Origin of the sequence: Qaidamihabitans albus (assembly GCF_016464705.1) — a bacterium.
In the GTDB taxonomy this organism is placed as follows: Bacteria; Actinomycetota; Actinomycetes; order Mycobacteriales; family Pseudonocardiaceae; genus Qaidamihabitans; species Qaidamihabitans albus.
Genome location: NZ_JAEHOB010000028.1, coordinates 19,267 through 41,194, shown reverse-complemented (window position 1 = coordinate 41,194; position 21,928 = coordinate 19,267). Strand labels below are relative to the sequence as shown.

Sequence of the window (21,928 nt, the reverse complement as noted above, 5' to 3'; positions counted from 1 at the left end):
GGTAGCACCGCGTTCGTGAGGAGGAGAGCCGATGACCGAGGGCAAGGATCCTGCGACGCCGCCGCAGGACACGGGCGCCCCCGACGAGGCGGAGACCGATCCGGCCGCCCTGAACAGTGCCGAGGACCTGGACGAGGACCGGATCGACGTCGACCCGCTCGAGGAGGGCGTCGAGCCGCCGGAGCACTGGTCCGAGGCGGACCGGTTCGGTACGACTCCGTTCGAGCAACAGCAGGGGGAGACCCTCGACGAGCGGCTACGCGAGGAACGACCGGACTTCACGGAGCCCGAGGCGCCGGAACGCCCGATCGCTGCCACGCCGGCGACCGAACTGGACGATTCGATCGACTACCTGAGTGAGGAGGCCGAGGCCGTTCCGCCGAACGACCAGGCCGTACCGCCGGACACCCCGGCCATCCGCCGTGGTCAGAACGCGGACCAGGCGGGAGGGTCGGTGGCCGACGCCATCCGCACGCCGGGAAGCGAGGAGGAGTGAACGCGGGGGAACTCGGGGTGCGCAGCATCACCGACAGGATGCTGAGCGTCACCCGACGGCATGACATGGACATGCTGGCCGAGCTGATCACCCGGCTGATCGGGAGGCACTCCCCACAGCGGCACCTGTTCGAGCCTGTGCTGCTGGAGCTGGTCGCGCTCATCGGTCGTGCGCTGCAGGACCGGGCGGACCGCGCGGCGCGCGACGAGAACGAGATGTTCGTGGTCGACGTGCTCGACGACTCCGACGACGACTGCGCCGCCGTCGGGATCGACGAGATACAGCCCGCGCTGCGGGCGATCCTGCGGGCCGTGCTCGCCACGCTCAACGATGACGGTGACGACGCCCGCTTCCAGGTCGGTCTCGTCGCGGACGATCCCGACCCGCTGGCCCGGCTCGACGCGGTGGTGCACGCACTGCGCTGGGCCAACGGGCTGGGCGAGGACGCGCGGTAGCGCCGGTTCCACCATGGTCAAGTACGAGGGCGCGGAGCACTACCTGCCCGGCCACGAGGACCTCCGGAGCCTGCGTGAAGCGGCCAGGGGCTGCCGGGGATGTGACCTTTACCAGGACGCCACGCAGACCGTCTTCGGTGCCGGACCGGCGGACGCCCGGCTGGTGATGGTCGGCGAGGTGCCGGGCGATCGCGAGGACCGGACCGGGGAGCCGTTCGTCGGCCCTGCAGGCGGGCTGCTCGACCGGGCGATGGAGGAGGCCGGGATCGACCGCGGCACGGTCTACGTCACCAACGCCGTCAAGCACTTCAGGTTCACGCCTGCCGAGCGGGGCAAGCGCCGGATCCACAAGAAGCCGTCGCGGTCGCAGATCGTTGCCTGCCGGCCCTGGCTGGTGGCGGAGCTGTCAGCGGTGACCCCGGAGGTGGTGGTGTGCCTGGGCGCCACGGCGGCCCAGGCCCTGCTGGGGCCGGAGTTCCGCGTCAGCACGCAGCGCGGCGAGCTGCTCGACCCGCTCGGCGAAGAACTGGCGGCGGCGCCGCGGGTGCTGGCGACCGCCCATCCGTCGTCGGTGCTGCGGGCGCCGGAGGAGGACCGCGAGCAGGCCTACCGGCAGCTGGTGACCGACCTGCACGAGGTCGCCCGTGCGCTGTGACCGCCGGCACGCCCGATCGTGTCCCGTTGACCTGCGGTGACGAAACGCCCGGGAAGGGGAGGGAGCGCCGTCGTACCGGCCCGCCTACCGTGGGGTGTGCAGAGCGCAACGTAACGAAGGGAATGCCGACATGCTTGCCATGACCGACGCCGCTGCCGAGGCGATCAGCGCCCTGACCGCGCAGGATGGCCAGGACGCCGCGGGCCTGCGGTTCGCCGTGCAGCAGGAGAACGAGTCGGGGGCGCAGCTCGCGCTGTCCGTCGCCCCGGCTCCCGAGGACGGTGACCAGGTACTCGGCACCGAGGGCGGTGCCCGGGTGTTCCTCGAGCCCGAGGCCGCCTCCTTCCTCGACGACAAGGTCCTCGACGTCCAGCAGGACGAGCAGGGACAGCTCAACTTCGCTGTCATGCAGCAGCCGGAGAGCTGAGCCCGTTTGAGTGCTGGTCATCGGTGGTACGCCACGGCCAGGAGGTGACCACCGATGACCGAGCCCATCGCCGTCAGCGCCGGCGCGACGGTCCGCGGAGATCTGACCGTGCCCGCCGATGCGATGGGAACGGTCGTCCTCGCCCACGACTCCGGTGTGTGCAGGCACAGCCCGCGCAGCGAGGCGGTGGCGCGCACGCTGCAGGACGACCGGATGGCGACCTTCGTCGTCGATCTGCTCGACCCTCGCGAGGAGGGCCGTGCCGAGGTCCGCTTCGATATCGGGGAGCTCACCGCGCGCCTTTCCCGCGTACTGGATACCGTGACCGCCCGGGACGACCTGCGCCGCCTGCCGCTTGCCCTGTTCGGCGCGGGCACCGCCGCCGCGGCCGCGCTCGCGGTGGCCGCGGCCCGGCCGCGTCAGGTCACTGCCGTGGTCTCCAGGGACGGGCGGCCCGACCTCGCGGCCGAGGACCTGGACCACGTCAGCACGCCCGCGCTGTTCCTCGTCGGGGAACGTGACGAGGAGACGCTGCGGAAGAACCAGTGGGCGGGTGCGCGCCTGCGCGGCTGTCACGAGCTGCGCATCGTGCCCGGCACCACGCACGTGTTCGACGAGACCGGCGCGCTGGAGGGCGCCGCCGTACTGACCTCGTCGTGGCTGCGTGGGCACCTGCCGGTGCGGCAGCGCGAGGTCGGCGAGGTCACCGCCTGAGGCGAGCCCGGACCCGGGAGACGCCAGCCGCGTCTCCCGGAGTTGGAGTCGAGACCGAAGGAGTCGTTCGATGAAGGCCGTGACCTGGCAGGGTAAGCGCGACGTACGAGTGGACACGGTGGCCGATCCGCGGCTCCAGGAGCCGACCGACGCGGTCATCAGGGTGACGTCGAGCGGGATCTGCGGTTCCGACCTGCACCTGTACGAGGTGCTCGGCGCGTTCATGGAACCCGGCGACATCCTGGGGCACGAGCCGATGGGCGTCGTCGAGGAGGTCGGCAGCGCGGTCACCGGCCTGCAGGCGGGTGACCGGGTGGTCGTGCCGTTCAACATCTCTTGCGGTCACTGCTATTTCTGTGACCAGAAGCTGTACTCCCAGTGCGAGACCACCCAGGTGCGCGAGCACGGCAAGGGTGGCGCACTTTTCGGCTACACCAAGCTCTACGGCCAGGTGCCGGGTGGGCAGGCCGAGTACCTCCGCGTGCCGCAGGCGCACTTCGGGCCGATCAAGGTACCGTCCGGGCCGCCCGACGAGCGGTTCCTCTATCTCTCCGACGTGGTGCCGACCGCGTGGCAGGCCGTGGAGTACGCGGGGATCCCGGAGAACGGAAGTGTCGCGGTCTTCGGGCTCGGCCCGATCGGGCAGATGTCGGCGCGGATCGCGCGGTTCAGGGGCGCCGCGCAGGTGATCGGTGTCGACCTCGTCGACGAGCGGCTGCAGATGGCGCAGCGGCACGGTATCGACACGGTCGACGTGCGGGAGCACAAGCGGATCGCCGACGTGATCCGGGACCGGACCGGTGGCCGCGGTCCCGACTCGGTGATCGATGCGGTCGGGATGGAGGCGCACGGCGCTCCGTTCGGCCAGCTCGCGCAGCAGTTCGCCAGCCTGCTCCCCGGTGCGGTCGCGGAGAAGGTCACCGAGAAGGCCGGTGTCGACCGGCTGAGCGTGCTGCACCTGGCGATCGACACGGTGCGCAGGGGCGGCACGATCTCGCTGTCCGGTGTGTACGGCGGGATGGTCGATCCGATGCCGATGCTCGATCTGTTCGACAAGCAGATCCAGCTGCGTATGGGACAGGCCAACGTCCGCGCGTGGATCGACGACGTCATGCCGTTGCTGACCGGCGACGGCGACCCGCTCGGGGTGGAGGACCTGGCGACGCACCAGGTCCCGCTGGACGATGCGCCGGACGCCTACGACATGTTCCAGAAGAAGCGCGACGGGGCCATCAAGGTCGTCCTGAAGCCGTAGGCGCCGCCCCGCTCGTGAGTGGCGACACGAGTTCTAACTCGCGTGCGCACTCACGAGCCGGCCAGCCAGTCGCGCACCAGTGCCGCGGTCTGTTCCCGCAGGAGCGGGAAGGCGTGGCGCTGGGCGTGCTCGACCGACGGCGCGTGCTCGACGAGGGCCCGGCTCCCGGCGATTCCGGCCTCGGCGAGCCGGGCGCGGTCGAGGGCGATCCGGCCGGCGATGGCGAGCACCGGGGCGTCGTGCTCGCGAGCGCGGGCGGCGATTCCCGCGGGCGCCTTGCCCGCGAGGCTCTGCGCGTCCAGCGAGCCCTCGCCGGTGATCACCAGGTCCGCGCCGGGCAGCGCGCCGGCCACCCCGGTGAGCTCGACGACCAGGTCGAAGCCGGACTCGGCCCGCGCGCCGAGCGCCGCCAGCGCCCCGCCCGCGACCCCGCCGCCCGCGCCGGCGCCGGGCAGGTCGGCGAGCGCGACGGTGCCCGCGCGTTCCAGCGCGTCGGCCCACGCCCGCAGCGACTCCTCCAGCCGCTCGGTGTCGGCCGGGCGGGCGCCTTTCTGCGGACCGAACACCGCGGCTGCGCCCTCGGAGCCGAGCAGCGGGTTGGTCACGTCGGTGGCGACCCGCACGGTCGCGCCGCCGAGCCGCTCGCGCACGGCCGAGAGGTCCACCTTCGCGACCGCGCCGAGCGCGCCGCCGCCGAGGCCGACCTGCTCGCCGGTGGCGTCGAGCACCTCGGCGCCGAGGGCGCGCAGCATTCCCGCGCCGCCGTCGGTGCTGGCCGTGCCGCCGACGGTGAGCACGACGCGGCCGGCGCCGCCGTCGAGGGCGTGCCCGATGAGCTCGCCGACGCCGTAGGTGTGCGCGGCGAGCGCGGTCTCCGGGGTGGGCCTGACGTACTCGATGCCGCACGCGCGCGCCGACTCGATGTAGGCGGTGCCGTCGAGCACCACGTACCACGCGCCGACCTGTTCGGAGAGCGGTCCGCGCACGCGCAGGTCGACTCGTTTGCCCCCGGCGGCGAGCAGCACGTCGAGGGTGCCCTCCCCGCCGTCGGCCACCGGGCACAGCGTCACGTCGGCGTGCGGAACCGCGTCGCGCACGCCCGCGCCGATCGCCTCGGCCGCCTCGACGGCGGTGAGGCTGCCCTTGAACTTGTCCGGTGCCACCACCACGCGCATGGTCACGCCTTCACCTCCGTGATCGGCCCTTCGCCTGCGAGCACCGAGACGACGTTGCGGGCCGCGAGCAGCGCCATCTCCGTGCGGGTCTCGACGGTCGCCGAGCCGAGGTGCGGTGCGAGCGCCACGTTGTCCAGTTCGAGCAGCCGGGGATGCACGTCCGGCTCCCGCTCGAAGACGTCCAGTCCGGCCCCGGCGATCACGCCTCCCGCGAGCGCGTCGGCCAGCGCGGGTTCGTCCACCACCGGCCCGCGCGTGGTGTTGACCAGGAACGCGGACCGCTTCATCGTGTCGAGCGCCCGCGCGTCGATCAGGTGCCGTGTCTCCGGCGTGAGCGGGCAGTGCAGCGACACCACGTCGGCGGTCCGCAGCAGCTCATCGAAGGGCAGGTGGCGCGCGTGAAGCTGTCGCTCGACGTCGTCCGGGGCCCTGCGCCGCCCCGTGTAGGCGATGTCCATGCCGAAGGCGAGCGCGCGCCGGGCGACGGCCTGCCCGATCTGGCCGAGCCCGACGATGCCGAGTGTCTTGCCCTGCAGCCCGGTGCCGAGCATGAACCCCAGGTGAAACGACCACGGCTGCCGTGCACGCAGCAGCCGTTCGCCCTCGCCGAGCCGACGGGTGACCGCGAGCAGGAGGCCGAACGCGAGGTCGGCAGTGGCGTCGGTGAGTACGCCCGGCGTGTTGGTGAACACCACGCCGCGGTCGGTGAGGGCCCGCACGTCGGCGTTGTCGTAGCCGACGGCGACCGTCGCGACGACCTTGAGCTGCGGGCCCGCCGCGTCGGCCAGTGCGCCGTCGACGCGGTCCTGCAGCGTGCTGACGATGCCGTCGGCACCGGCAACGGCGGCTTGCAGCTCGCCGGGCGGCAGCGCCCGATCCGGGTCGGGCGAGAAGACGTCCCCGGTCTCCCGCAGGAGCTCCATCGCCGGTTCCGCGACCTTCCTGGTCACCACGATCCGAGGTCGTGCGTCCGTCATCCGCCGCTCCCGTGTGCCGCCGTTGTAAGTGAAGGCCACCTTAACCGCGACGAAGGCGCGCACACGACGCGTTGACGGCAGGGATGGCGGCGGATATGTTCTTATGAAGAACGTTTGTGCGTAATGCGAACGAGGTGGGCAACGTGGCAGATATCGTTTCGCTCGCCGACGGCGTCGGCAGGCTGGTGCGGGACGGCGACACCGTCGCGCTCGAAGGGTTCACGCATCTCATCCCGCACGCGGCCGGGCAGGAGATCATCCGGCAGCGGCGCCGGAACCTCACGCTCGTCCGGATGACCCCGGACATCGTCTACGACCAGCTCATCGGCGCGGGCTGCGCGCGCAAGCTGATCTTCTCCTGGGGCGGCAACCCCGGTGTCGGCTCGCTGCACCGCTTCCGCGACGCCGTGCAGCACGGCTGGCCGGTGCCACTGGAGATCGAGGAGCACAGTCACGCCGGGATGGCCAACCGCTACGTCGCCGGGGCATCCGGGCTGCCGTTCGCCGTCCTGCGCGGCTACTCCGGTACCGACCTGCCCGAGCACACCGACACCATCAAGCCGATCACCTGCCCGTTCACCGGCGAGCGGCTGGCCGCGGTGCCGGCCATCAACCCGGACGTGTCGATCATCCATGCCCAGCGTGCCGACCGCGCGGGCAACGTCCAGCTCTGGGGCCTGGTCGGTGTGCAGAAGGAGGCGGTCCTCGCCGCGAAGCGCAGCCTCGTCACCGTCGAGGAGGTCGTCGACGAGCTGGCACCGGTTCCCGGCGGCATGGTGCTGCCGACCTGGGCGGTGACCTGCGTCGCCGAGGTACCGCACGGTGCCCACCCGTCCTACGCGCAGGGTTACTACGACCGCGACAACGCGTATTACGAGTACTGGGATTCCGTTGGCCGGAATCGGGACTCGTTCGAGGCGTGGGTTCGCGAGAAGGTGTTGGACATGGAGGGCTCCCGATGAGCACGACCACGGAATCGGAGGCGACCTACACCTCCGACGAGATGATGTCGATCGCCGCCGCCCGAGTGCTGCGCGGTGACCAGCGCTGCTTCGTGGGCATCGGCCTGCCCTCCACGGCGGCCAACCTCGCCCGGCGCACGCACGCGCCGGATCTCGTGCTGGTCTACGAGTCGGGCACGCTGGGTTCGAAGCCCGGCCGGCTGCCCGCGTCGATCGGCGACGGCATCCTCGCCGAGACCGCCGACGCGGTGATCAGCGTGCCGGAGGTGTTCAACTACTGGCTCCAGCCGGGCCGGATCGACGTCGGTTTCCTCGGCGCGGCGCAGCTCGACCGGTTCGGCAACATCAACACCACGGTCATCGGCACCGACTACGCCAATCCGAAGGTGCGGCTGCCCGGCGCGGGCGGCGCCCCGGAGATCGCGGCGTCCTGCCGCGAGGTGTTCGTGGTGGTGCGGCAGAGCAGGCGCAGCTTCGTCGAAAAGGTCGACTTCGTCACCTCGTTCGGGCACGGCCGCGGCAGGGGCGACCGCGAGCGCCTCGGCCTGCCCGGAGCGGGACCCACGCTCGTGATCACCGATCTCGGTGTGTTCCGGCCCGACCCGGAGACCTCCGAGCTGGTGCTCAGCCAGCTGCACCCCGGCGTCGAGGTGGCCGACGTGCGCGAAGCCACCGGCTGGGAGCTGAAGGTCTCGCCGGAGCTGTCGTCCACCCCGGAGCCGACCGAGGCGGAACTCGCCGCGCTGCGGGCCCTGAAGGAGGCGAAGTGAACGACGTCTTCGTGCTCGACGCCGTCCGCACGCCGTTCGGCCGCTACGGCGGGGCACTCTCCGGCGTGCGCCCGGACGACCTCGCCGCGCACGTGCTGAAAGTGCTCGCACGGCGCTCCGGATTCGATCCGGCCGATGTCGACGAGGTGGTCCTCGGCGACGCCAACGGCGCGGGCGAGGACAACCGTAACGTCGCCAGGATGGCCGCGCTGCTCGCCGGCTGGCCGACGAGCGTGCCGGGCAGCACGGTCAACCGGCTCTGCGGTTCCGGGCTGGACGCCGCCATGCAGGCGAGCCGGTCGATCGCCGTCGGTGACGCCTCGGTGGTCGTGGCAGGTGGCGTCGAGTCGATGAGCCGTGCGCCGTGGGTGCTGCCCAAACCGGGCAAGGCGTTCCCGAACGGGCACGAGACCCTGTACTCGACCACGCTCGGCTGGCGCATGGTCAACCCGGAGATGCCCGAGCGGTGGACCGTCTCGCTGGGGGAGAGCACCGAACTGCTCGCCGAGCGCTACGGCATCGGCCGCGAGGCGCAGGACGAGTTCGCGGTGCGCAGTCACCGCGCCGCCGCCCGCGCGTGGGACGAGGGTTTCCACGACGGCCACGTCGTCGCCGTGCCCGGCACCGACCTCGACCGCGACGAGGGCATCCGGCCGGACTCCACAGTGGACAAACTGGCCGGGCTCAAGCCCGCCTTCCGTCCGCAAGGGACGGTGACGGCGGGCAACTCCTCGCCGCTCAACGACGGCGCATCGGCCGTGCTGCTCGGCGATCGCGCCGGCGCCGACCGGCTCGGTGCGGCCCCGCTGGCCCGCATCGCGGGGCGCGGTGCCGCCGGCGTGGACCCCGACGTGTTCGGCATCGGGCCGGTGCGCGCCGCCGAGCTGGCGCTGGAACGGGCCGGGATCGGGTGGAGCGACCTGGCCGCGGTGGAGCTCAACGAGGCGTTCGCGGCGCAGTCGCTGGCGTGCCTGGCCGACTGGCCGAAGCTCGACCCGGATATCGTGAACGTCAACGGTGGTGCCATCGCGATCGGCCATCCGCTCGGCGCGTCCGGCGGCCGCATCCTGGGCGCACTGGCGCACGAGCTGCGCCGCCGCGGCGGGGGCTGGGGCCTCGCCGCCATCTGCATCGGCGTCGGCCAGGGGTTGGCCGTCGTGCTGGAGGCGTGAACCAAGGAGGAATATGACAACCTCAGTGTCGTCATCGTCATCGTCATCGTCGGAGTCGGGACTCGTCCTGCCGACGTATCGCCGGGATCCCGAAGGTACCCACCCGCCGCTCGACTCGCCCGGCTACAAGTCCACGCGCCTGCGGCATCCGAAGCAGCCGCTGGTGCTGCTGCCGCACAAGCTGACCGAGGTCACCGGGCCGCTGCTCGGGCCGGGCCGGCTCGGTGAGCTGGACAACGACCTGACCAGGCAGCATCCCGAGGAGCCGCAGGGGCAGCGGATCCTGGTGCACGGCAGGCTGCTCGACGGAGACGGGCGGCCGGTGCCGAACTCGCTGGTCGAGGTATGGCAGGCCAACGCGGGCGGGCGGTACAAGCACGTCTGGGACAACTGGCCGTGCCCGGTCGACCCGAACTTCGACGGCGTCGGCCGCACGATCACCGACAACGAGGGCCGTTACGAGTTCACCACGATCAAGCCGGGCGCCTACCCGTGGAAGAACCACGACAACGCCTGGCGGCCCGCGCACATCCACTTCTCCGTGTTCGGTCACGCCTTCACCCAGCGGCTGGTCACCCAGATGTACTTCCCGGACGATCCGCTGTTCTCCCAGGACCCGATCTTCAACTCGGTGCCCGACGAGAAGGCCAGGCAGCGCATGATCTCCCGGTTCGACATGAGCCGCACCGTGCCCGAGTGGGCGCTGGCGTTCGAGTTCGACATCGTGCTGCGCGGGCGCGAGGCGACGCCGTTTGAGAACGAGGAGGAGGACGAATGAGCCACAATCGTCTTTTCGCTCATGGAGTCCGACCGGGGTGGGCCCCCGCTGCGGCATGCTTTTCCGCCGCAGTAGGGGAGGGTGTCCCGCAGAACACAGAGGAGGACGAATGAGCACCCCCTCGCAGACGGTCGGTCCCTACCTCTCGCTCGGGCTGCCGTGGGACGACGGTCCCACGGTGGCCGGTGCGGACACGCCTGGCGCGGTGTGGATCCGCGGTGTGGTCTACGACGGCGCTGGCGCGCCGGTTCCGGACGGGCTGATCGAGACCTGGCAGGCCGACCCGCACGGCCGCTTCGACCACCCCGACGACCCGCGCGGCGCGCAGCCCGGCTTCCGTGGCTTCGGGCGCTGCCCCACCGATGACGAAGGCGCGTACGGCATCCGCACGGTGCTGCCCGGTGCGCTGCCGGGCGAGGCTCCGCACATCGACGTGTCGGTGTTCGCGCGCGGCCTGCTGCACCGGGTCGTCACCCGCATCTACTTCCCTGAGCACGCCGAGGCCAACGCGGCCGACCCGGTGCTCACGTCGGTACCGGCACAGCGGCGGGACACGCTGATCGCCACCCGCACCGAGGACGGCTACCGTTTCGACGTGCGCTTGCAAGGTGAGGGCGAGACAGTGTTCTTCGATGTCTGATCTGTTCGACCCGGTCCTCGCCGCGGGCGCCGTGCACGACGAGACGGGCGACCGTGGCTGGCTGCGGGCGATGCTCGACTTCGAGAGCGCCCTCGCCGCCGCGCAGGCCGACGTCGGGCTGCTCGCCCGGGAGCACGCGGACGCCATCGGCGCCGCCTGCCGGGCCGAGCTCTACGACGCCGCCGAACTGGGTCGGGCCGCGACGGGCGCGGGCAACCCGGCCGCGCCACTGGTCAGGGCGCTCACCGAGCGGGTCGGCGGGGACGCGGCCCGGCACGTGCATTCCGGGGCCACCAGCCAGGACGTGCTGGATACGGCCGCGATGCTGGTTGCGCGGCGTTCGCTCGGTCCGCTGCTGGCCGACCTCGAGGCCGCCGCCGACCTGGCGGCGGCGCTGGCCGCCAACCACGCGGGCACCGTCCAGGCCGGACGGACGCTGTCGCAGCACGCGCTGCCGGTGACGTTCGGCTTCGCGGTGGCCGGCTGGCTCACGGCGCTGGACGCCGCCGCCGACCGGCTGCGGGCGGTACGGTTGCCGGTGCAGCTCGGCGGTGCGGCGGGCACCCTCGCCTCCCTCGGCGAGCACGGTCCCGCCGTGCTCGCGGCGGTGAGCCACCGGCTCGGCCTCACCGAACCGGTGCTGCCGTGGCACACCGATCGCACACCGGTCGCGGAACTGGCCGGCGCGCTCGGCGGTGCGGCGGGCGCCGTGTCCGGCATCGCCAGGTCGATCGTGCTGCTGGCGCAGACCGATGTGGCCGAGGTGCACGAGGAGGGCCCGCCAGGCAGCGGCGGTTCGTCGACGATGCCGCACAAGCGCAACCCGGTGGCCGCGGTCTCGGCGCTGGCGTGTGCGAAGCAGGCCCCGGGGCTGGTCGCGAGCCTGCTCGGGGCGATGGAGCAGGAGCACCAGCGGGCCGCCGGGAGCTGGCATGCCGAGTGGCGCCCTTTCGCGGAACTGTTGCGCGGTACCGGGTCGGCGGTGCACTGGCTTCGCGAGAGCCTCGGCAGGCTCCGCGTGGACCCGGACCGGATGCGGGTCAACCTCGAACGCAGCGGGGGCGTGCTGCTGGCCGAGCGGGTCACCACCGAGCTGGCGCCGGAGATCGGCAGGCTCGCCGCCCACGACGCCGTCACCGCGTGCAGCCGCAGGGCGGCCGAAGGTGAGGCGCCGCTCGCCGACCTGCTCGCCGCGGACGCGCTGGTGGGTACGCATCTCTCGCGCGACCGCATCGAGAAGCTGCTCGACCCCACTGGTTACCTTGGCAGCGCCGGGGTGTTCGCCGAGCGCGCCCTGGCAGCGCATCGCGAGCGAAAGGAGAGGCTGTGAGGGTGAACCACGTGGTTGATGGGCCGGCCGACGGTGACGCCGTGATCCTGTCCGGGTCGATCGGCAGCAACCTGAGCATGTGGGAGCCGCAGGTGGAGCCGCTGACCTCGGCCGGGTTCCGGGTGGTGCGCTACGACCAGCGTGGGCACGGCAGGACGCCGGTGCCGGAGCGGCCCTGCTCGCTGGCCGACCTCGGCGGGGACGTGGTGGAGCTGCTCGACACGCTCGGGCTGGAGCGGGCGCACTTCGTCGGTCTCTCCCTCGGTGGCATGACCGGGATGTGGCTCGGGGTCAACGAGCCCGCACGGCTGGGCCGGCTGGTGCTGTGCTGCACGTCGCCGCAGCTGGGGACGCCGGAGATGTGGGAGGAGCGCGCGCACCTGGCCCGCACGGAGGGCATGACCAGCATCGCCGACGCCGGCATCGGCCGCTGGTTCACCCCGGAGTGGCGCGCCGCGCACCCGGACCTGACCCGGGAGTACCACCACATGACGGCGGCGACGCCTGCCGAGGGCTACGCGGCGTGCTGCGCGGCCATCGGGACGATGGATGTGCTCGGCGGGCTGCCGCAGGTCACCGCGCCGACACTGGTGGTCGCGGGCGCCGAGGACCCGGCGGCGCCGCCTGCCGGGCACGGGCGGCGCATCGCCGACGCGATCCCCGGCGCGCGGCTGGAGGTCGTCGAGCGGGCGGCGCACCTGGCCAACGTCGAGCAGCCGGAGCGGGTCAGCGCACTGATCGTCGAGCATCTGAAGGCGGCGGCATGAGCGAGCGGTACGAGGAAGGCATGCGGGTGCGCCGCGAGGTGCTCGGCGACGAGCACGTGGACCGCGCCGTGGCGGGGACGACCGAGTTCACCGCGCCGTTCCAGGACTACATCACGCATGCTGCGTGGGGGTCGGTGTGGACCAGGGACGGCCTCGACCGCAGGACCCGCAGCTGCATCACGCTCGCGGCGCTCACGGCGCTGCACTGCCACGGCGAGATACCGATGCACGTGCGCGCGGCCGTCGGCAACGGGCTGACCGCCGCCGAGATCGCGGAGGTCCTGCTGCACACCGGGGTGTACGCCGGTGTTCCCGCGGCCAACGAGGCGTTCGCGATCGCGCAGCGGACGCTGGCCGACATGGGCGAGATCCCCGCCGGATAGGTTGGCGGCATGGACGAAGGCAGCGTGCGCGGCGCGCACCACGTGCAGTCGCTCGAACGCGGCCTCGCCGTCATCAAGGCGTTCGGCGCCGGGACGCCGGAGCTGACCCTCAGCGACGTCGCCAAGGCCACCGGGCTGACCCGGGCGGCGGCCCGGCGCTTCCTGCTCACCCTCGCCGACCTGGGGTACGTGCGCACCGACGGCAAGCACTTCTCGCTCACCGCGCGGGTGCTCGAGCTCGGCTACGCGTTCCTGTCCAGCCTTTCCCTGCCGGAGGTGGCGCAGCCGCACCTGGAACGGCTCTCCGCCGAGGTGCGCGAGTCCAGCTCGGTGTCGGTGCTGGAGGGCACCGACATCGTGTACGTGGCGAGGGTCGCCGTCTCGCGGATCATGGCGGTGAGTATCGACGTCGGTACGCGGTTTCCCGCCTACGCCACCTCGATGGGGCACGTCCTGCTCGCCGGGCTGGACGCCGACGCGCTGGCCGGGTACGTCGAGCAGGTGCGGTTCAACCGGTTCACCTCGCACACCATCACCTCGCCCGCCGCGCTGCGCTCGGAGCTGGTGAAGGTGCGCGAGCAGGGCTGGGCGCTGGTCGACCAGGAGCTGGAGGAGGGCCTGCGGTCGGTGGCCGCGCCGATCCACGACCGGCACGGCGCGGTGGTCGCCGCGGTCAACCTCTCGACGCACGCCAGCCGGACCACGCCGGATTCGGTGCGCGCCGAACTGCTCCCGCCGCTGCTGGCCGCGGCCAGGCGGATCGAGGCGGATCTGGCGATGACCGCACCCACGCGGGCCGAGCACAGGTGAGCACGGCCGGGCTGCTGCTGGCGGCCGGGGCGGGGCGGCGCTTCGGCAGGCCGAAGGCGCTGGTCGAGCTGGACGGCGAGGCGCTGGTGACGCGCGCGGTGCGGGTACTGGCCGAGGGCGGCTGCGACCCCGTCGTGGTGGTGCTCGGGGCACGGGCGGACGAGGCCCGCGAGCTCCTGCCGGACCTCGCGACGACCGTGTACGCACAGGACTGGGCCGAGGGCATGGGAGCCTCGCTGCGCGCGGGGCTCGCCGCGCTGCCGGACCTGGATCCGGTGCCGGACGCGGCGCTGGTGCATCTGGTCGATCTGCCGGGAACGGGGCCGGAGGTGATCGCGCGGCTGCGTTCGTTCGCCGGTCCGGAGGCGGTCGCCCGCGCCGCCTATGCGGGTGCGCCCGGGCATCCGGTGCTGTTCGGCCGCCGCTGGTGGAGCGAGATCGCCGCCGGCGCGCGGGGTGACCGCGGCGCGCGGGACTGGCTCGCCGGCCGCGCCGGCCTGCGTCTGGTGGAGTGCGGCGACCTCGGCGGCGGCGCCGATGTGGACACCCCGGCCGACCTCACCCGGNCGAGATCGCCGCCGGCGCGCGGGGTGACCGCGGCGCGCGGGACTGGCTCGCCGGCCGCGCCGGCCTGCGTCTGGTGGAGTGCGGCGACCTCGGCGGCGGCGCCGATGTGGACACCCCGGCCGACCTCACCCGGTCGTGAGTGCGCACACGAGTTCTAACTCGCGTGCGCGCTCACGAGCCGGGGACGTCGCCTAGGCTCGGTAGCTGTGACAGCCGACAGTGACAGCACCGCATCCGTCAGCTCACCGGAGGACCTGGCCAAGGCGCTCGAAGGCGCCGGTTACCTCGCCGACGCCGGTGTGGCGACCGCCGCGTTCCTGGCACTGCGGATGCGCAAACCGCTGTTCTGCGAGGGTGAACCGGGCACCGGCAAGACCTCGCTCGCCATGGCGCTCGCCGAGTCGCTCGGCCAGCCGCTGATCCGGTTGCAGTGTCACGAGGGGATCGACGCCGCGCAGGCGCTGTACGAGTGGGACTTTCCCCGGCAGCTGCTGCACCTGCGCGCGCTGGAGGCCGCCGAGGGCGGGCATCTCGACGTGGACACGGCCGAGCAGTCGCTCTACACGGAACGGTTCCTGCTGGCGCGGCCGTTGCTGCGCGCGCTGACCACGGCGCCGTGCGTGCTGCTCATCGACGAGATCGACCGTGCCGACGACGAGTTCGAGGCGTTCCTGCTGCAACTGCTGGACGAGAACACAGTCACCATCCCCGAGTACGGCGAGGTGCGCGCCGCGGTCGCGCCGCTGGTGGTGCTCACCTCGAACCGCACCCGCGAGGTGCACGACGCCCTGAAGCGGCGGTGCCTCTACCACTGGCTGGAGCACCCGGGCATCGAGCGCGAGGTGGCCATCCTGCGCGGCAGGCTCCCGGGCATCGGGCAGCGACTGGCCGGTCAGATCGCCGGGGCGGTGCACCGCCTGCGCGCGATGGAGCTGCTCAAACCGCCCGGGGTGGCCGAGTCGCTGGACTGGGCGCAGGCGCTGGTGGCGCTGGACCGCGACGAGCTGGATGCCGGCGCGGCGGCGGTCACCCTCGGCGCGGTGCTCAAGTACAGCGAGGATCTCGACCGGGTCCGTGCCCGGCTGGACACCCTCCTCGCCTGACGCCTCGTGAGTGGCCACGCGAGTTCTAACTCGTGTGCGCACTCACGAGGCGCCGGGTGGGGGCACAATGCAGGTATGAGCGCGCCCGCCTCCACCGATCCGTTGGCCGGCCTCGTCGGCTTCGCGGCGGCGCTGCGCGAGGCCGGGCTGCCGTGCGACGCCCACCGGGTGCAGGCTTACCTGTCCGCGGTCGAGCGCCTCGACGTCGGTGATCCCGCGCAGCTCTACTGGGCGGGCCGGCTGACACTGTGCGGCGACCCCGACGACCTGCCCCGCTACGACGAGGCCTTCGCGGCGTGGTTCGACGCGGATCCGCCGCGCCGGGGCCGCCGCACCGCGCAGCGGCCGCAGCAGGCCCGCATGGCCGCGCTCGTCTCGCAGGAGCAGGGCGGGGGCGAGGACTCGGAGCGCTCCGGTGACCAGCTCAGCGTCGCCGCGAGCGAGGCCGAGGTGCTCCGCGACCGCGACCTCGGCGAGCTGAGCCCCGCCGAGCGCAGGCACCTGCGGGAGCTGTTCGAGAAGCTGCGCCCGGTGCTGCCGAGGCGGTCGTCGCTGCGTTACCGGCCCGCGCGCCGTGGCCGGCTCGACCCCGCCCGGACGCTGCGCGCGATGCTCGCGGACGGCGGCGAGACCGGGCGGCTCGCCTATGCCCGGCACGGGCCACGGCCCCGGCGTGTGGTGCTGCTCATCGACGTCTCCGGCTCGATGAACCCCTACGCCGACTCGCTGCTGCGCTTCGCCCACGTGGTGACCCGCAGCGCGCCCGCTTCCGTCGAGGTGTTCACGCTCGGCACCAGGCTCACCCGGGTCTCCCGCCAGCTGCGCCAGCGCGATCCGGAGCGGGCGATGCTCGCGGCCGGGCATGCCGTCGCCGACTTCGCGGGCGGCACCCGCCTCGGTGAGACGCTGCGTGTGTTCCTCGACCGGTGGGGCCAGCGCGGGCTGGCGCGGCGGTCGGTCGTCGTGCTCTTCTCCGACGGCTGGGAGCGCGGCGACGCGAGCCTGCTCGGCGAGCAGCTGGCGCGGCTGCGCCGGCTCGCGCACGCGGTGCTCTGGGTCAACCCGCACGCGGGCCGCGACGGTTACGCTCCGGTGCAGTCCGGAATCGCCGCCGCGCTCCCGCACCTGGATCGGTTGCTGGCCGGGCACAGCCTGGCCACTTTGGAACGACTGCTCGTGGAGATCCGTGATGCGTGACGTGCTGGACGAGCTGTACCGCCGCTGGTCGGCGGGGGAGACCGTGGGTGTGGGCACCGTGGTGGCGACGTTCTCGTCGGCGCCGCGGGCACCGGGGGCGGCGATGCTGGTCGGCGGCGACGGCGCCGTGGTGGGCAGCGTGTCCGGCGGCTGCGTCGAGGGCGCCGTGTACGAGCTCGCGCAACAGGTCGTCGCCGACCGGACACCGGCGCTGCAGCGCTACGGCGTCAGTGACGACGACGCGTTCGCCGTGGGCCTGACGTGTGGCGGGATCATCGACATCTTCGTCGAGCACATCGACCGCGAGTCGATGCCCGAGCTGCCCGAGGTCGTCGACGCGGTCCACAATGGACGTCCGGTGGCCGTGGTGACGAACATCGAGCACACCGAACCGGGGCTGCTGGGCAGGCGGATGATCGTCTGGCCCGACCGGGTGTCCGGCAGTCTCGGCTCGGAGCGGATCGACGATGCCGTGACCGACGACGCCCGTGGCCTGCTCGCCGGTGGCCGGTCGGGGACGCTGCACTACGGGCCGGACGGCCAGCGGCGCGGCGAGGGCATGGCGGTGTTCGTCAACTCCTTCGAGCCGCCGCCGAGGATGCTGGTGTTCGGCGCAATCGACTTCGCCGCCGCGATGGCGAGGATGGGCGCCTACCTCGGCTACGAGGTCACCGTGTGCGACGCCCGGCCGGTGTTCGCCACCAGGAGCCGGTTCCCGGAGGCGCACCAGGTGGTGGTCGACTGGCCGCACCGCTACCTCCGGGCCGAGGCCGACGCGGGCCGGATCGACGGGCGCACTGTGGTCACCGTGCTCACGCACGACCCGAAGTTCGACGTGCCACTGCTGGAGGTCGCCCTGCGGCTCGACGTCGGCTACATCGGCGCGATGGGCTCCCGCCGCACGCACGACGACCGCATGACGCGGCTGCGCGAGGCGGGCATGACCGACGCCGAACTCAAGCGCCTCGCCTCGCCGATCGGGCTCGATCTCGGTGCGCGCACGCCCGAGGAGACCGCGGTGTCGATCGCCGCGGAGATCATCGCGCTGAGGTGGGGCGGCGGCGGCCGCCGGCTCGCCGACCTCGACGGGCGCATCCACGGCGAGCAGGATCGTTGAATTTCCCGCCATCCTGAAAGCGCGGTATCGATCGAGCGACATCGCTCCGCGGATGCGGAGTTATCAGCGATTTTTCTCCGCGAACACTGATCATCGCCGGGCACCTCTCCAGTCGGGGGGTTGTCCCGGCAAGGCAGAAGTAGCAGGCTTCCTGTGAGGCCGATCACCGCGAGCGGTGGTCGGCTTAGGCCGTTCCCCTCGGCCCGCTGGTGCAGCGGGCCGTGCCACCACAGGAGGCCCCATGCGCATCACCGTCACTGTCGACGGCACCAGCTACACCGATGATGTCGAGCCGCGCACGCTTCTCGTGCACCACCTCCGGGAACGGCTCGGCAAGGTCGGCACGGTGGTCGGCTGCGACACCAGCAACTGTGGAGCGTGCACCGTGCACCTCGACGGGCACAGCGTCAAGTCCTGTTCGGTGCTCGCCGTGCAGGCCGACGGCTGCGAGGTCACCACCGTCGAAGGTCTCGCCCGGGACGGAACGCTCCATCCCGTGCAACAGGCGTTCCACGACAACCACGCACTGCAATGCGGGTTCTGCACACCCGGCATGATCATGCAGTCGATCGACCTGCTCGCCGACAATCCGGATCCCGACGAACAGGCCGTGCGGGAGGGCATCGAGGGCAACCTCTGCCGCTGCACGGGCTACCAGAACATCGTGCGCGCCGTCCAGGACGCCGCGCACCACATGCGGCCGGGCGCGGGGCCCGAAGCCGAGCGCGTCGCCGGGGTCGACCAGGCCACCGGCAGCCGGGCGGCGTCGAGCGTCGGCGGAGGTGGGGAGTGATGACCTCGACCGCAGAACCGGAGGTCGGCAGGGCGAGACTCCGCAAGGAGGACGCGCGGCTCATCACCGGGCGCACCCGCTGGACCGACAACATGTCCCTGCCGGGCATGGTGCACCTGGCCGTTCTCCGCAGCACCGAGGCGCACGCGAAGATCGTCAGCATCGACACCTCGGCGGCCAAGGAGATGCCCGGTGTCATCGCGGTGCTGACCGGGGACGACCTCGATCCCGGCGGTCAGCTCGGCATGCCGTGCGCGTGGCCGATCTCGCCGGACATGAAGTCGCCGCGGCGGCCGGTGCTCGCCCAGGGCCAGGTCAACTTCGCCGGTGAGGGCGTGGCCGTTGTCGTGGCCCGCAGCGCGGCCGAGGCGGAGGACGCGCTCGCATCGATCGACGTCGAGTACGACGAGCTGCCCGTGGTGCTCGGCATGGAGAACGCGCTCGCCGAGGACGCCCCGCTGGTGCACGAGGAACTCGGCACCAACCGCAACGCGCTGTGGGTGTTCGACTCCGGCGAGGCGGGCTCCGGCGGCGACGTCGAGCAGGCCATCTCCGAGGCCGAGGTCGTGGTCAAGCGCCGCTTCCGCCAACAGCGCCTCGTACCGGCGTTCATGGAGCCGCGCTCGTGCGTGGTCGACCCGACCGCCGCGCAGCTGACCATGTGGTCGGCCACCCAGGTGCCGCACATCCTCAAGACGATGGCGGCGCTGACCCTGGGCATCCCGGAACACAAGCTCCGGGTCATCGCGCCGGACGTCGGCGGCGGCTTCGGCGGCAAGATCGCCGTGCTGCCGGAGGAGATCATGGCGCTGCTCGTGGCGCAGAAGCTCGGCAAGCCGGTGAAGTGGACGGAGTCCCGCTCGGAGAGCATGGTGGCCGCGCACCACGGCCGCGACCAGATCCAGGACCTGACGATCGCCGCCAGGCGCGACGGCACGGTCACCGGGCTCAAGGTCGAGCTGCTCGCCGACATGGGCGCCTACCTCGGCCTCGTCGGGCCCGGTGTGCCGATCCTCGGCGCTTTCATGTTCAACGCCATCTACAAGATCCCGGCGTACCACTTCGCGTGCACCAACGTGTTCACCAACACCACGCTCACCGACGCCTACCGCGGCGCGGGCAGGCCGGAGGCGACCTTCGGCATCGAGCGGATCATGGACGAGCTCGCCGCCGAGCTCGGCATGGAACCGTTGGAGCTGCGGGAGAAGAACTGGATCAAGCACGAGGAGTTCCCGTACACGACCGTCTCCACGCTCACCTACGACTCGGGTAACTACGAGGCGGCGACCGAGAAGGCGAAGCAGCTCTTCGACTACGACGGGCTGCGGCGGGAACAGCGCGAGCGGCGGGAGCGGGGCGACCCGGTCCAGCTCGGTATCGGCATCTCGACGTTCACCGAGATGTGCGGCCTGGCGCCGTCCAGGGTGCTCGGCTCGCTCGACTACGGCGCCGGCGGCTGGGAGCACTCGGCGATCCGGATGCTGCCGACCGGCAAGGTCGAGGTGATCACCGGATCCTCCGCGCACGGCCAGGGCCACGAGACGGCGTGGAGCCAGATCGTGTCCGACCAGCTGGGCATCCCGTTCGAGGACATCGAGGTACTGCACGGCGACACCCAGTCCTCGCACAAGGGGCTGGACACCTACGGTTCGCGCTCGCTGGCCGTCGGCGGCATCGCCGTGGTGAAGGCCGCCGAGAAGGTCGTCGCGAAGGCGAAACCGCTCGCCGCGCACATGATGGAGTGCTCCGAGGACGATCTCGAGTTCGCGGGCGGCAAGTTCACCGTGCGGGGCACCGACAAGTCGACCACGATCCAGGACGTCGCGTTCGCCGCGTTCATGGCGCACGACCTGCCCGAGGGCATGGAACCGTCACTGGACGCCGAGGCGGTGTTCGACCCGGAGAACTTCTCGTTCCCGCACGGCACGCACCTGTGTGCCGCGGAGGTCGACACCGAGACCGGCCGGGTGGCCCTGCGCTCCTACGTGTGCGTGGACGACGTGGGCTCGGTGGTCAACCCGCTGATCGTGGAAGGTCAGATCCACGGCGGGCTGGCACAGGGCATCGCGCAGGCGCTGTTCGAGGAGGCGGTGCACGACGAGAGCGGCACCCTCACCAGCGGCACGTTCGCCGACTACCTGCTGCCGTCGGCGGCCGACCTGCCGTCGTTCACGACCGACCGCACGGAGACGCCGTCGACGACCAACCCGCTCGGCGTCAAGGGCGTCGGCGAGGCCGGCACGATCGCCTCGACACCGGCGGTGGTGAACGCCGTGATCGACGCGGTGCGGCACTTCGGCGTCAACGACATCGAGATGCCGCTGACACCCATGCGGGTGTGGCAGGCGATCCGCACCGGCGCCTCCGCGGCCGGTGGCCCAGGGGCCGAGGCCGGTGGCGGGCTCGGATCCATCGACTCCGCTCAGGGAGGTGCCCGGTGATTCCCGCTCCGTTCGACTATGTTGCCCCGTCCACTGTGGACGAGGCGGTGCGGGCGCTCGTCGACGCGGGCGAGGACGCGAAGGTCATCGCGGGCGGGCAGAGCCTGCTGCCCGTGCTGCGCATGCGCCTCGCCGCGCCGACCACGCTGGTCGACCTCGGCAGGATCGCCGAGCTCCGCGGCGTCCGCGAGGACGGCGACGCGCTGGTGATCGGGTCCATGACCACGCACTACGACGTGCAGAGGGACCCGCTGATCGGCGAGCACGCGGCGCTGCTGGCCAGGGCGACCGACACGGTGGCCGACCCGCAGGTGCGGCACCGGGGCACGTTCGGCGGGTCGATCGCGCACGCCGACCCGGCCGGTGACCTGCTCGCGCCCGCGCTGGCGCTGGACGCCGAGATGCTCGTCGCCGGGCCCGCCGGCAGGCGCACCGTGCCGGCGGCGGACTTCTTCGACGACTTCTTCACGACGGCGATGTCGCCGGAGGAGATCCTCGTCGAGGTCAGGGTGCCCAAGCACACCGGCTGGCACGCGCACTACGAGAAGTTCAACCGGGTCGCGCAGGCCTGGTCGATGGTGGCCGTCGCGGCGACGGTCCGCACCGAGGGCGGCACCATCGCCGAGGCCAGGGTGGGACTCACCAACATGGCCTCGGTGCCGGTGCGGGCCCGCGGTGTGGAGCAGGCGCTGGTCGGCCAGGCGGCCACGCCGGAGACGATCCGCGCGGCCGCCGAGCACGCGGCCGAGGGCACGAACCCGACCGTCGACGGCAACGCCGACGTCGAGTACCGCCAGCAGCTGGCGCGGGTGCTCACCGGCCGCGCGATCTCCGCGGCGATGGCAGGCTGACCCCGGACGGTGAAGGCCACCTGACCGCGCCCGGCGCCGGTAAGGTGGCCTTCACTGCCAGCAAGGCCACGAGGATGACAGAGAGGAGGTCGG

General features: G+C 72.3%; 23 protein-coding genes and 1 pseudogene. 22 read left to right on the top strand and 2 right to left on the bottom strand.

What is annotated here, in order from left to right; genetic code table 11:
* Positions 1-31 precede the first annotated feature (31 nt).
* From JAP66_RS30665 to JAP66_RS30640, 6 genes are all read left to right on the top strand, one after another.
* Positions 32-496 (top strand): hypothetical protein, encoded by a 465-nt coding sequence (locus tag JAP66_RS30665; RefSeq protein ID WP_199435367.1) that lies wholly within the window; start codon positions 32-34, stop codon positions 494-496.
* Entirely contained in the window at positions 493-951 is a 459-nt protein-coding gene (locus JAP66_RS30660) for a hypothetical protein (protein WP_307849786.1), read from the top strand. The genes JAP66_RS30665 and JAP66_RS30660 overlap by 4 nt, the downstream gene beginning before the upstream one ends.
* Positions 952-964: 13 nt before the next feature.
* On the top strand, positions 965-1,606 hold the full coding sequence (locus JAP66_RS30655; protein ID WP_199435366.1) for a UdgX family uracil-DNA binding protein: 642 nt from the start codon (positions 965-967) through the stop codon (positions 1,604-1,606).
* 130 nt (positions 1,607-1,736) lie between these two features.
* Positions 1,737-2,033 (top strand): HesB/IscA family protein, encoded by a 297-nt coding sequence (locus tag JAP66_RS30650; RefSeq protein ID WP_199435365.1) that lies wholly within the window; start codon positions 1,737-1,739, stop codon positions 2,031-2,033.
* A gap of 54 nt (positions 2,034-2,087) precedes the next feature.
* Entirely contained in the window at positions 2,088-2,747 is a 660-nt protein-coding gene (locus tag JAP66_RS30645) for a dienelactone hydrolase family protein (RefSeq protein WP_199435364.1), read from the top strand.
* A 70-nt stretch (positions 2,748-2,817) separates the two neighbouring features.
* Positions 2,818-4,002: a zinc-dependent alcohol dehydrogenase gene (locus tag JAP66_RS30640; RefSeq protein WP_199435363.1), complete on the top strand. Its 1,185-nt coding sequence runs from the start codon at positions 2,818-2,820 to the stop codon at positions 4,000-4,002.
* A 50-nt stretch (positions 4,003-4,052) separates the two neighbouring features.
* Here the strand turns inward: JAP66_RS30640 and JAP66_RS30635 are convergent, their stop codons facing one another.
* On the bottom strand, positions 4,053-5,177 hold the full coding sequence (locus JAP66_RS30635; RefSeq protein WP_199435379.1) for a glycerate kinase: 1,125 nt from the start codon (positions 5,175-5,177) through the stop codon (positions 4,053-4,055).
* A gap of 2 nt (positions 5,178-5,179) precedes the next feature.
* The gene (locus JAP66_RS30630; RefSeq protein ID WP_199435362.1) at positions 5,180-6,154 is read right to left on the bottom strand and encodes a 2-hydroxyacid dehydrogenase; all 975 of its coding nucleotides are present in this window, start codon (positions 6,152-6,154) and stop codon (positions 5,180-5,182) included.
* A gap of 143 nt (positions 6,155-6,297) precedes the next feature.
* Here JAP66_RS30630 and JAP66_RS30625 point away from each other — a divergent pair, with 143 nt between their 5' ends.
* The 16 genes and pseudogenes from JAP66_RS30625 (at position 6,298) to JAP66_RS30550 (ending at position 21,835) form a co-directional block, all read left to right on the top strand.
* On the top strand, positions 6,298-7,116 hold the full coding sequence (locus JAP66_RS30625) for a CoA transferase subunit A (protein ID WP_199435361.1): 819 nt from the start codon (positions 6,298-6,300) through the stop codon (positions 7,114-7,116).
* Positions 7,113-7,886 (top strand): CoA-transferase subunit beta, encoded by a 774-nt coding sequence (locus JAP66_RS30620; protein WP_199435360.1) that lies wholly within the window; start codon positions 7,113-7,115, stop codon positions 7,884-7,886. Before JAP66_RS30625 ends, JAP66_RS30620 begins: the two co-directional genes overlap by 4 nt.
* Positions 7,883-9,058: a thiolase family protein gene (locus JAP66_RS30615; RefSeq protein ID WP_199435359.1), complete on the top strand. Its 1,176-nt coding sequence runs from the start codon at positions 7,883-7,885 to the stop codon at positions 9,056-9,058. Before JAP66_RS30620 ends, JAP66_RS30615 begins: the two co-directional genes overlap by 4 nt.
* 13 nt (positions 9,059-9,071) lie before the next feature.
* Positions 9,072-9,836 (top strand): protocatechuate 3,4-dioxygenase subunit beta, encoded by a 765-nt coding sequence (gene pcaH / locus JAP66_RS30610; protein ID WP_199435358.1) that lies wholly within the window; start codon positions 9,072-9,074, stop codon positions 9,834-9,836.
* Positions 9,837-9,945: 109 nt separating this feature from the next.
* Positions 9,946-10,476 (top strand): protocatechuate 3,4-dioxygenase subunit alpha, encoded by a 531-nt coding sequence (pcaG, locus tag JAP66_RS30605; RefSeq protein WP_199435357.1) that lies wholly within the window; start codon positions 9,946-9,948, stop codon positions 10,474-10,476.
* Positions 10,469-11,806: a 3-carboxy-cis,cis-muconate cycloisomerase gene (pcaB, locus tag JAP66_RS30600; protein WP_199435356.1), complete on the top strand. Its 1,338-nt coding sequence runs from the start codon at positions 10,469-10,471 to the stop codon at positions 11,804-11,806. The genes pcaG and pcaB overlap by 8 nt, the downstream gene beginning before the upstream one ends.
* Entirely contained in the window at positions 11,803-12,573 is a 771-nt protein-coding gene (gene pcaD / locus JAP66_RS30595; RefSeq protein ID WP_199435355.1) for a 3-oxoadipate enol-lactonase, read from the top strand. Before pcaB ends, pcaD begins: the two co-directional genes overlap by 4 nt.
* Positions 12,570-12,956: a 4-carboxymuconolactone decarboxylase gene (gene pcaC, locus JAP66_RS30590; protein ID WP_199435354.1), complete on the top strand. Its 387-nt coding sequence runs from the start codon at positions 12,570-12,572 to the stop codon at positions 12,954-12,956. Before pcaD ends, pcaC begins: the two co-directional genes overlap by 4 nt.
* A gap of 9 nt (positions 12,957-12,965) precedes the next feature.
* Complete coding sequence (locus tag JAP66_RS30585; protein ID WP_199435353.1) at positions 12,966-13,766, top strand: IclR family transcriptional regulator domain-containing protein; 801 nt, start codon at positions 12,966-12,968, stop codon at positions 13,764-13,766.
* Positions 13,763-14,329 (top strand): annotated as a pseudogene (locus JAP66_RS30580) (nucleotidyltransferase family protein); the annotation flags it as partial. The gene JAP66_RS30585 and the pseudogene JAP66_RS30580, both read left to right, overlap by 4 nt.
* A gap of 210 nt (positions 14,330-14,539) precedes the next feature.
* Positions 14,540-15,436, top strand: a complete 897-nt coding sequence (locus JAP66_RS30575; protein ID WP_199435351.1) for an AAA family ATPase — start codon at positions 14,540-14,542, stop codon at positions 15,434-15,436.
* Positions 15,437-15,511: 75 nt separating this feature from the next.
* Positions 15,512-16,633: a vWA domain-containing protein gene (locus JAP66_RS30570; RefSeq protein WP_199435350.1), complete on the top strand. Its 1,122-nt coding sequence runs from the start codon at positions 15,512-15,514 to the stop codon at positions 16,631-16,633.
* Complete coding sequence (locus tag JAP66_RS30565) at positions 16,626-17,750, top strand: XdhC family protein (protein WP_199435349.1); 1,125 nt, start codon at positions 16,626-16,628, stop codon at positions 17,748-17,750. Before JAP66_RS30570 ends, JAP66_RS30565 begins: the two co-directional genes overlap by 8 nt.
* A gap of 241 nt (positions 17,751-17,991) precedes the next feature.
* A complete protein-coding gene (locus JAP66_RS30560) occupies positions 17,992-18,543 on the top strand; it encodes a (2Fe-2S)-binding protein (protein ID WP_199435348.1) in 552 nt (183 codons plus the stop codon).
* Positions 18,543-20,984 carry a xanthine dehydrogenase family protein molybdopterin-binding subunit gene (locus JAP66_RS30555; protein ID WP_199435347.1) on the top strand — a complete coding sequence of 814 codons (2,442 nt, stop codon included), beginning with the start codon at positions 18,543-18,545 and terminating at the stop codon, positions 20,982-20,984. Before JAP66_RS30560 ends, JAP66_RS30555 begins: the two co-directional genes overlap by 1 nt.
* On the top strand, positions 20,981-21,835 hold the full coding sequence (locus JAP66_RS30550; protein ID WP_199435346.1) for an FAD binding domain-containing protein: 855 nt from the start codon (positions 20,981-20,983) through the stop codon (positions 21,833-21,835). Before JAP66_RS30555 ends, JAP66_RS30550 begins: the two co-directional genes overlap by 4 nt.
* Positions 21,836-21,928: the final 93 nt, after the last annotated feature.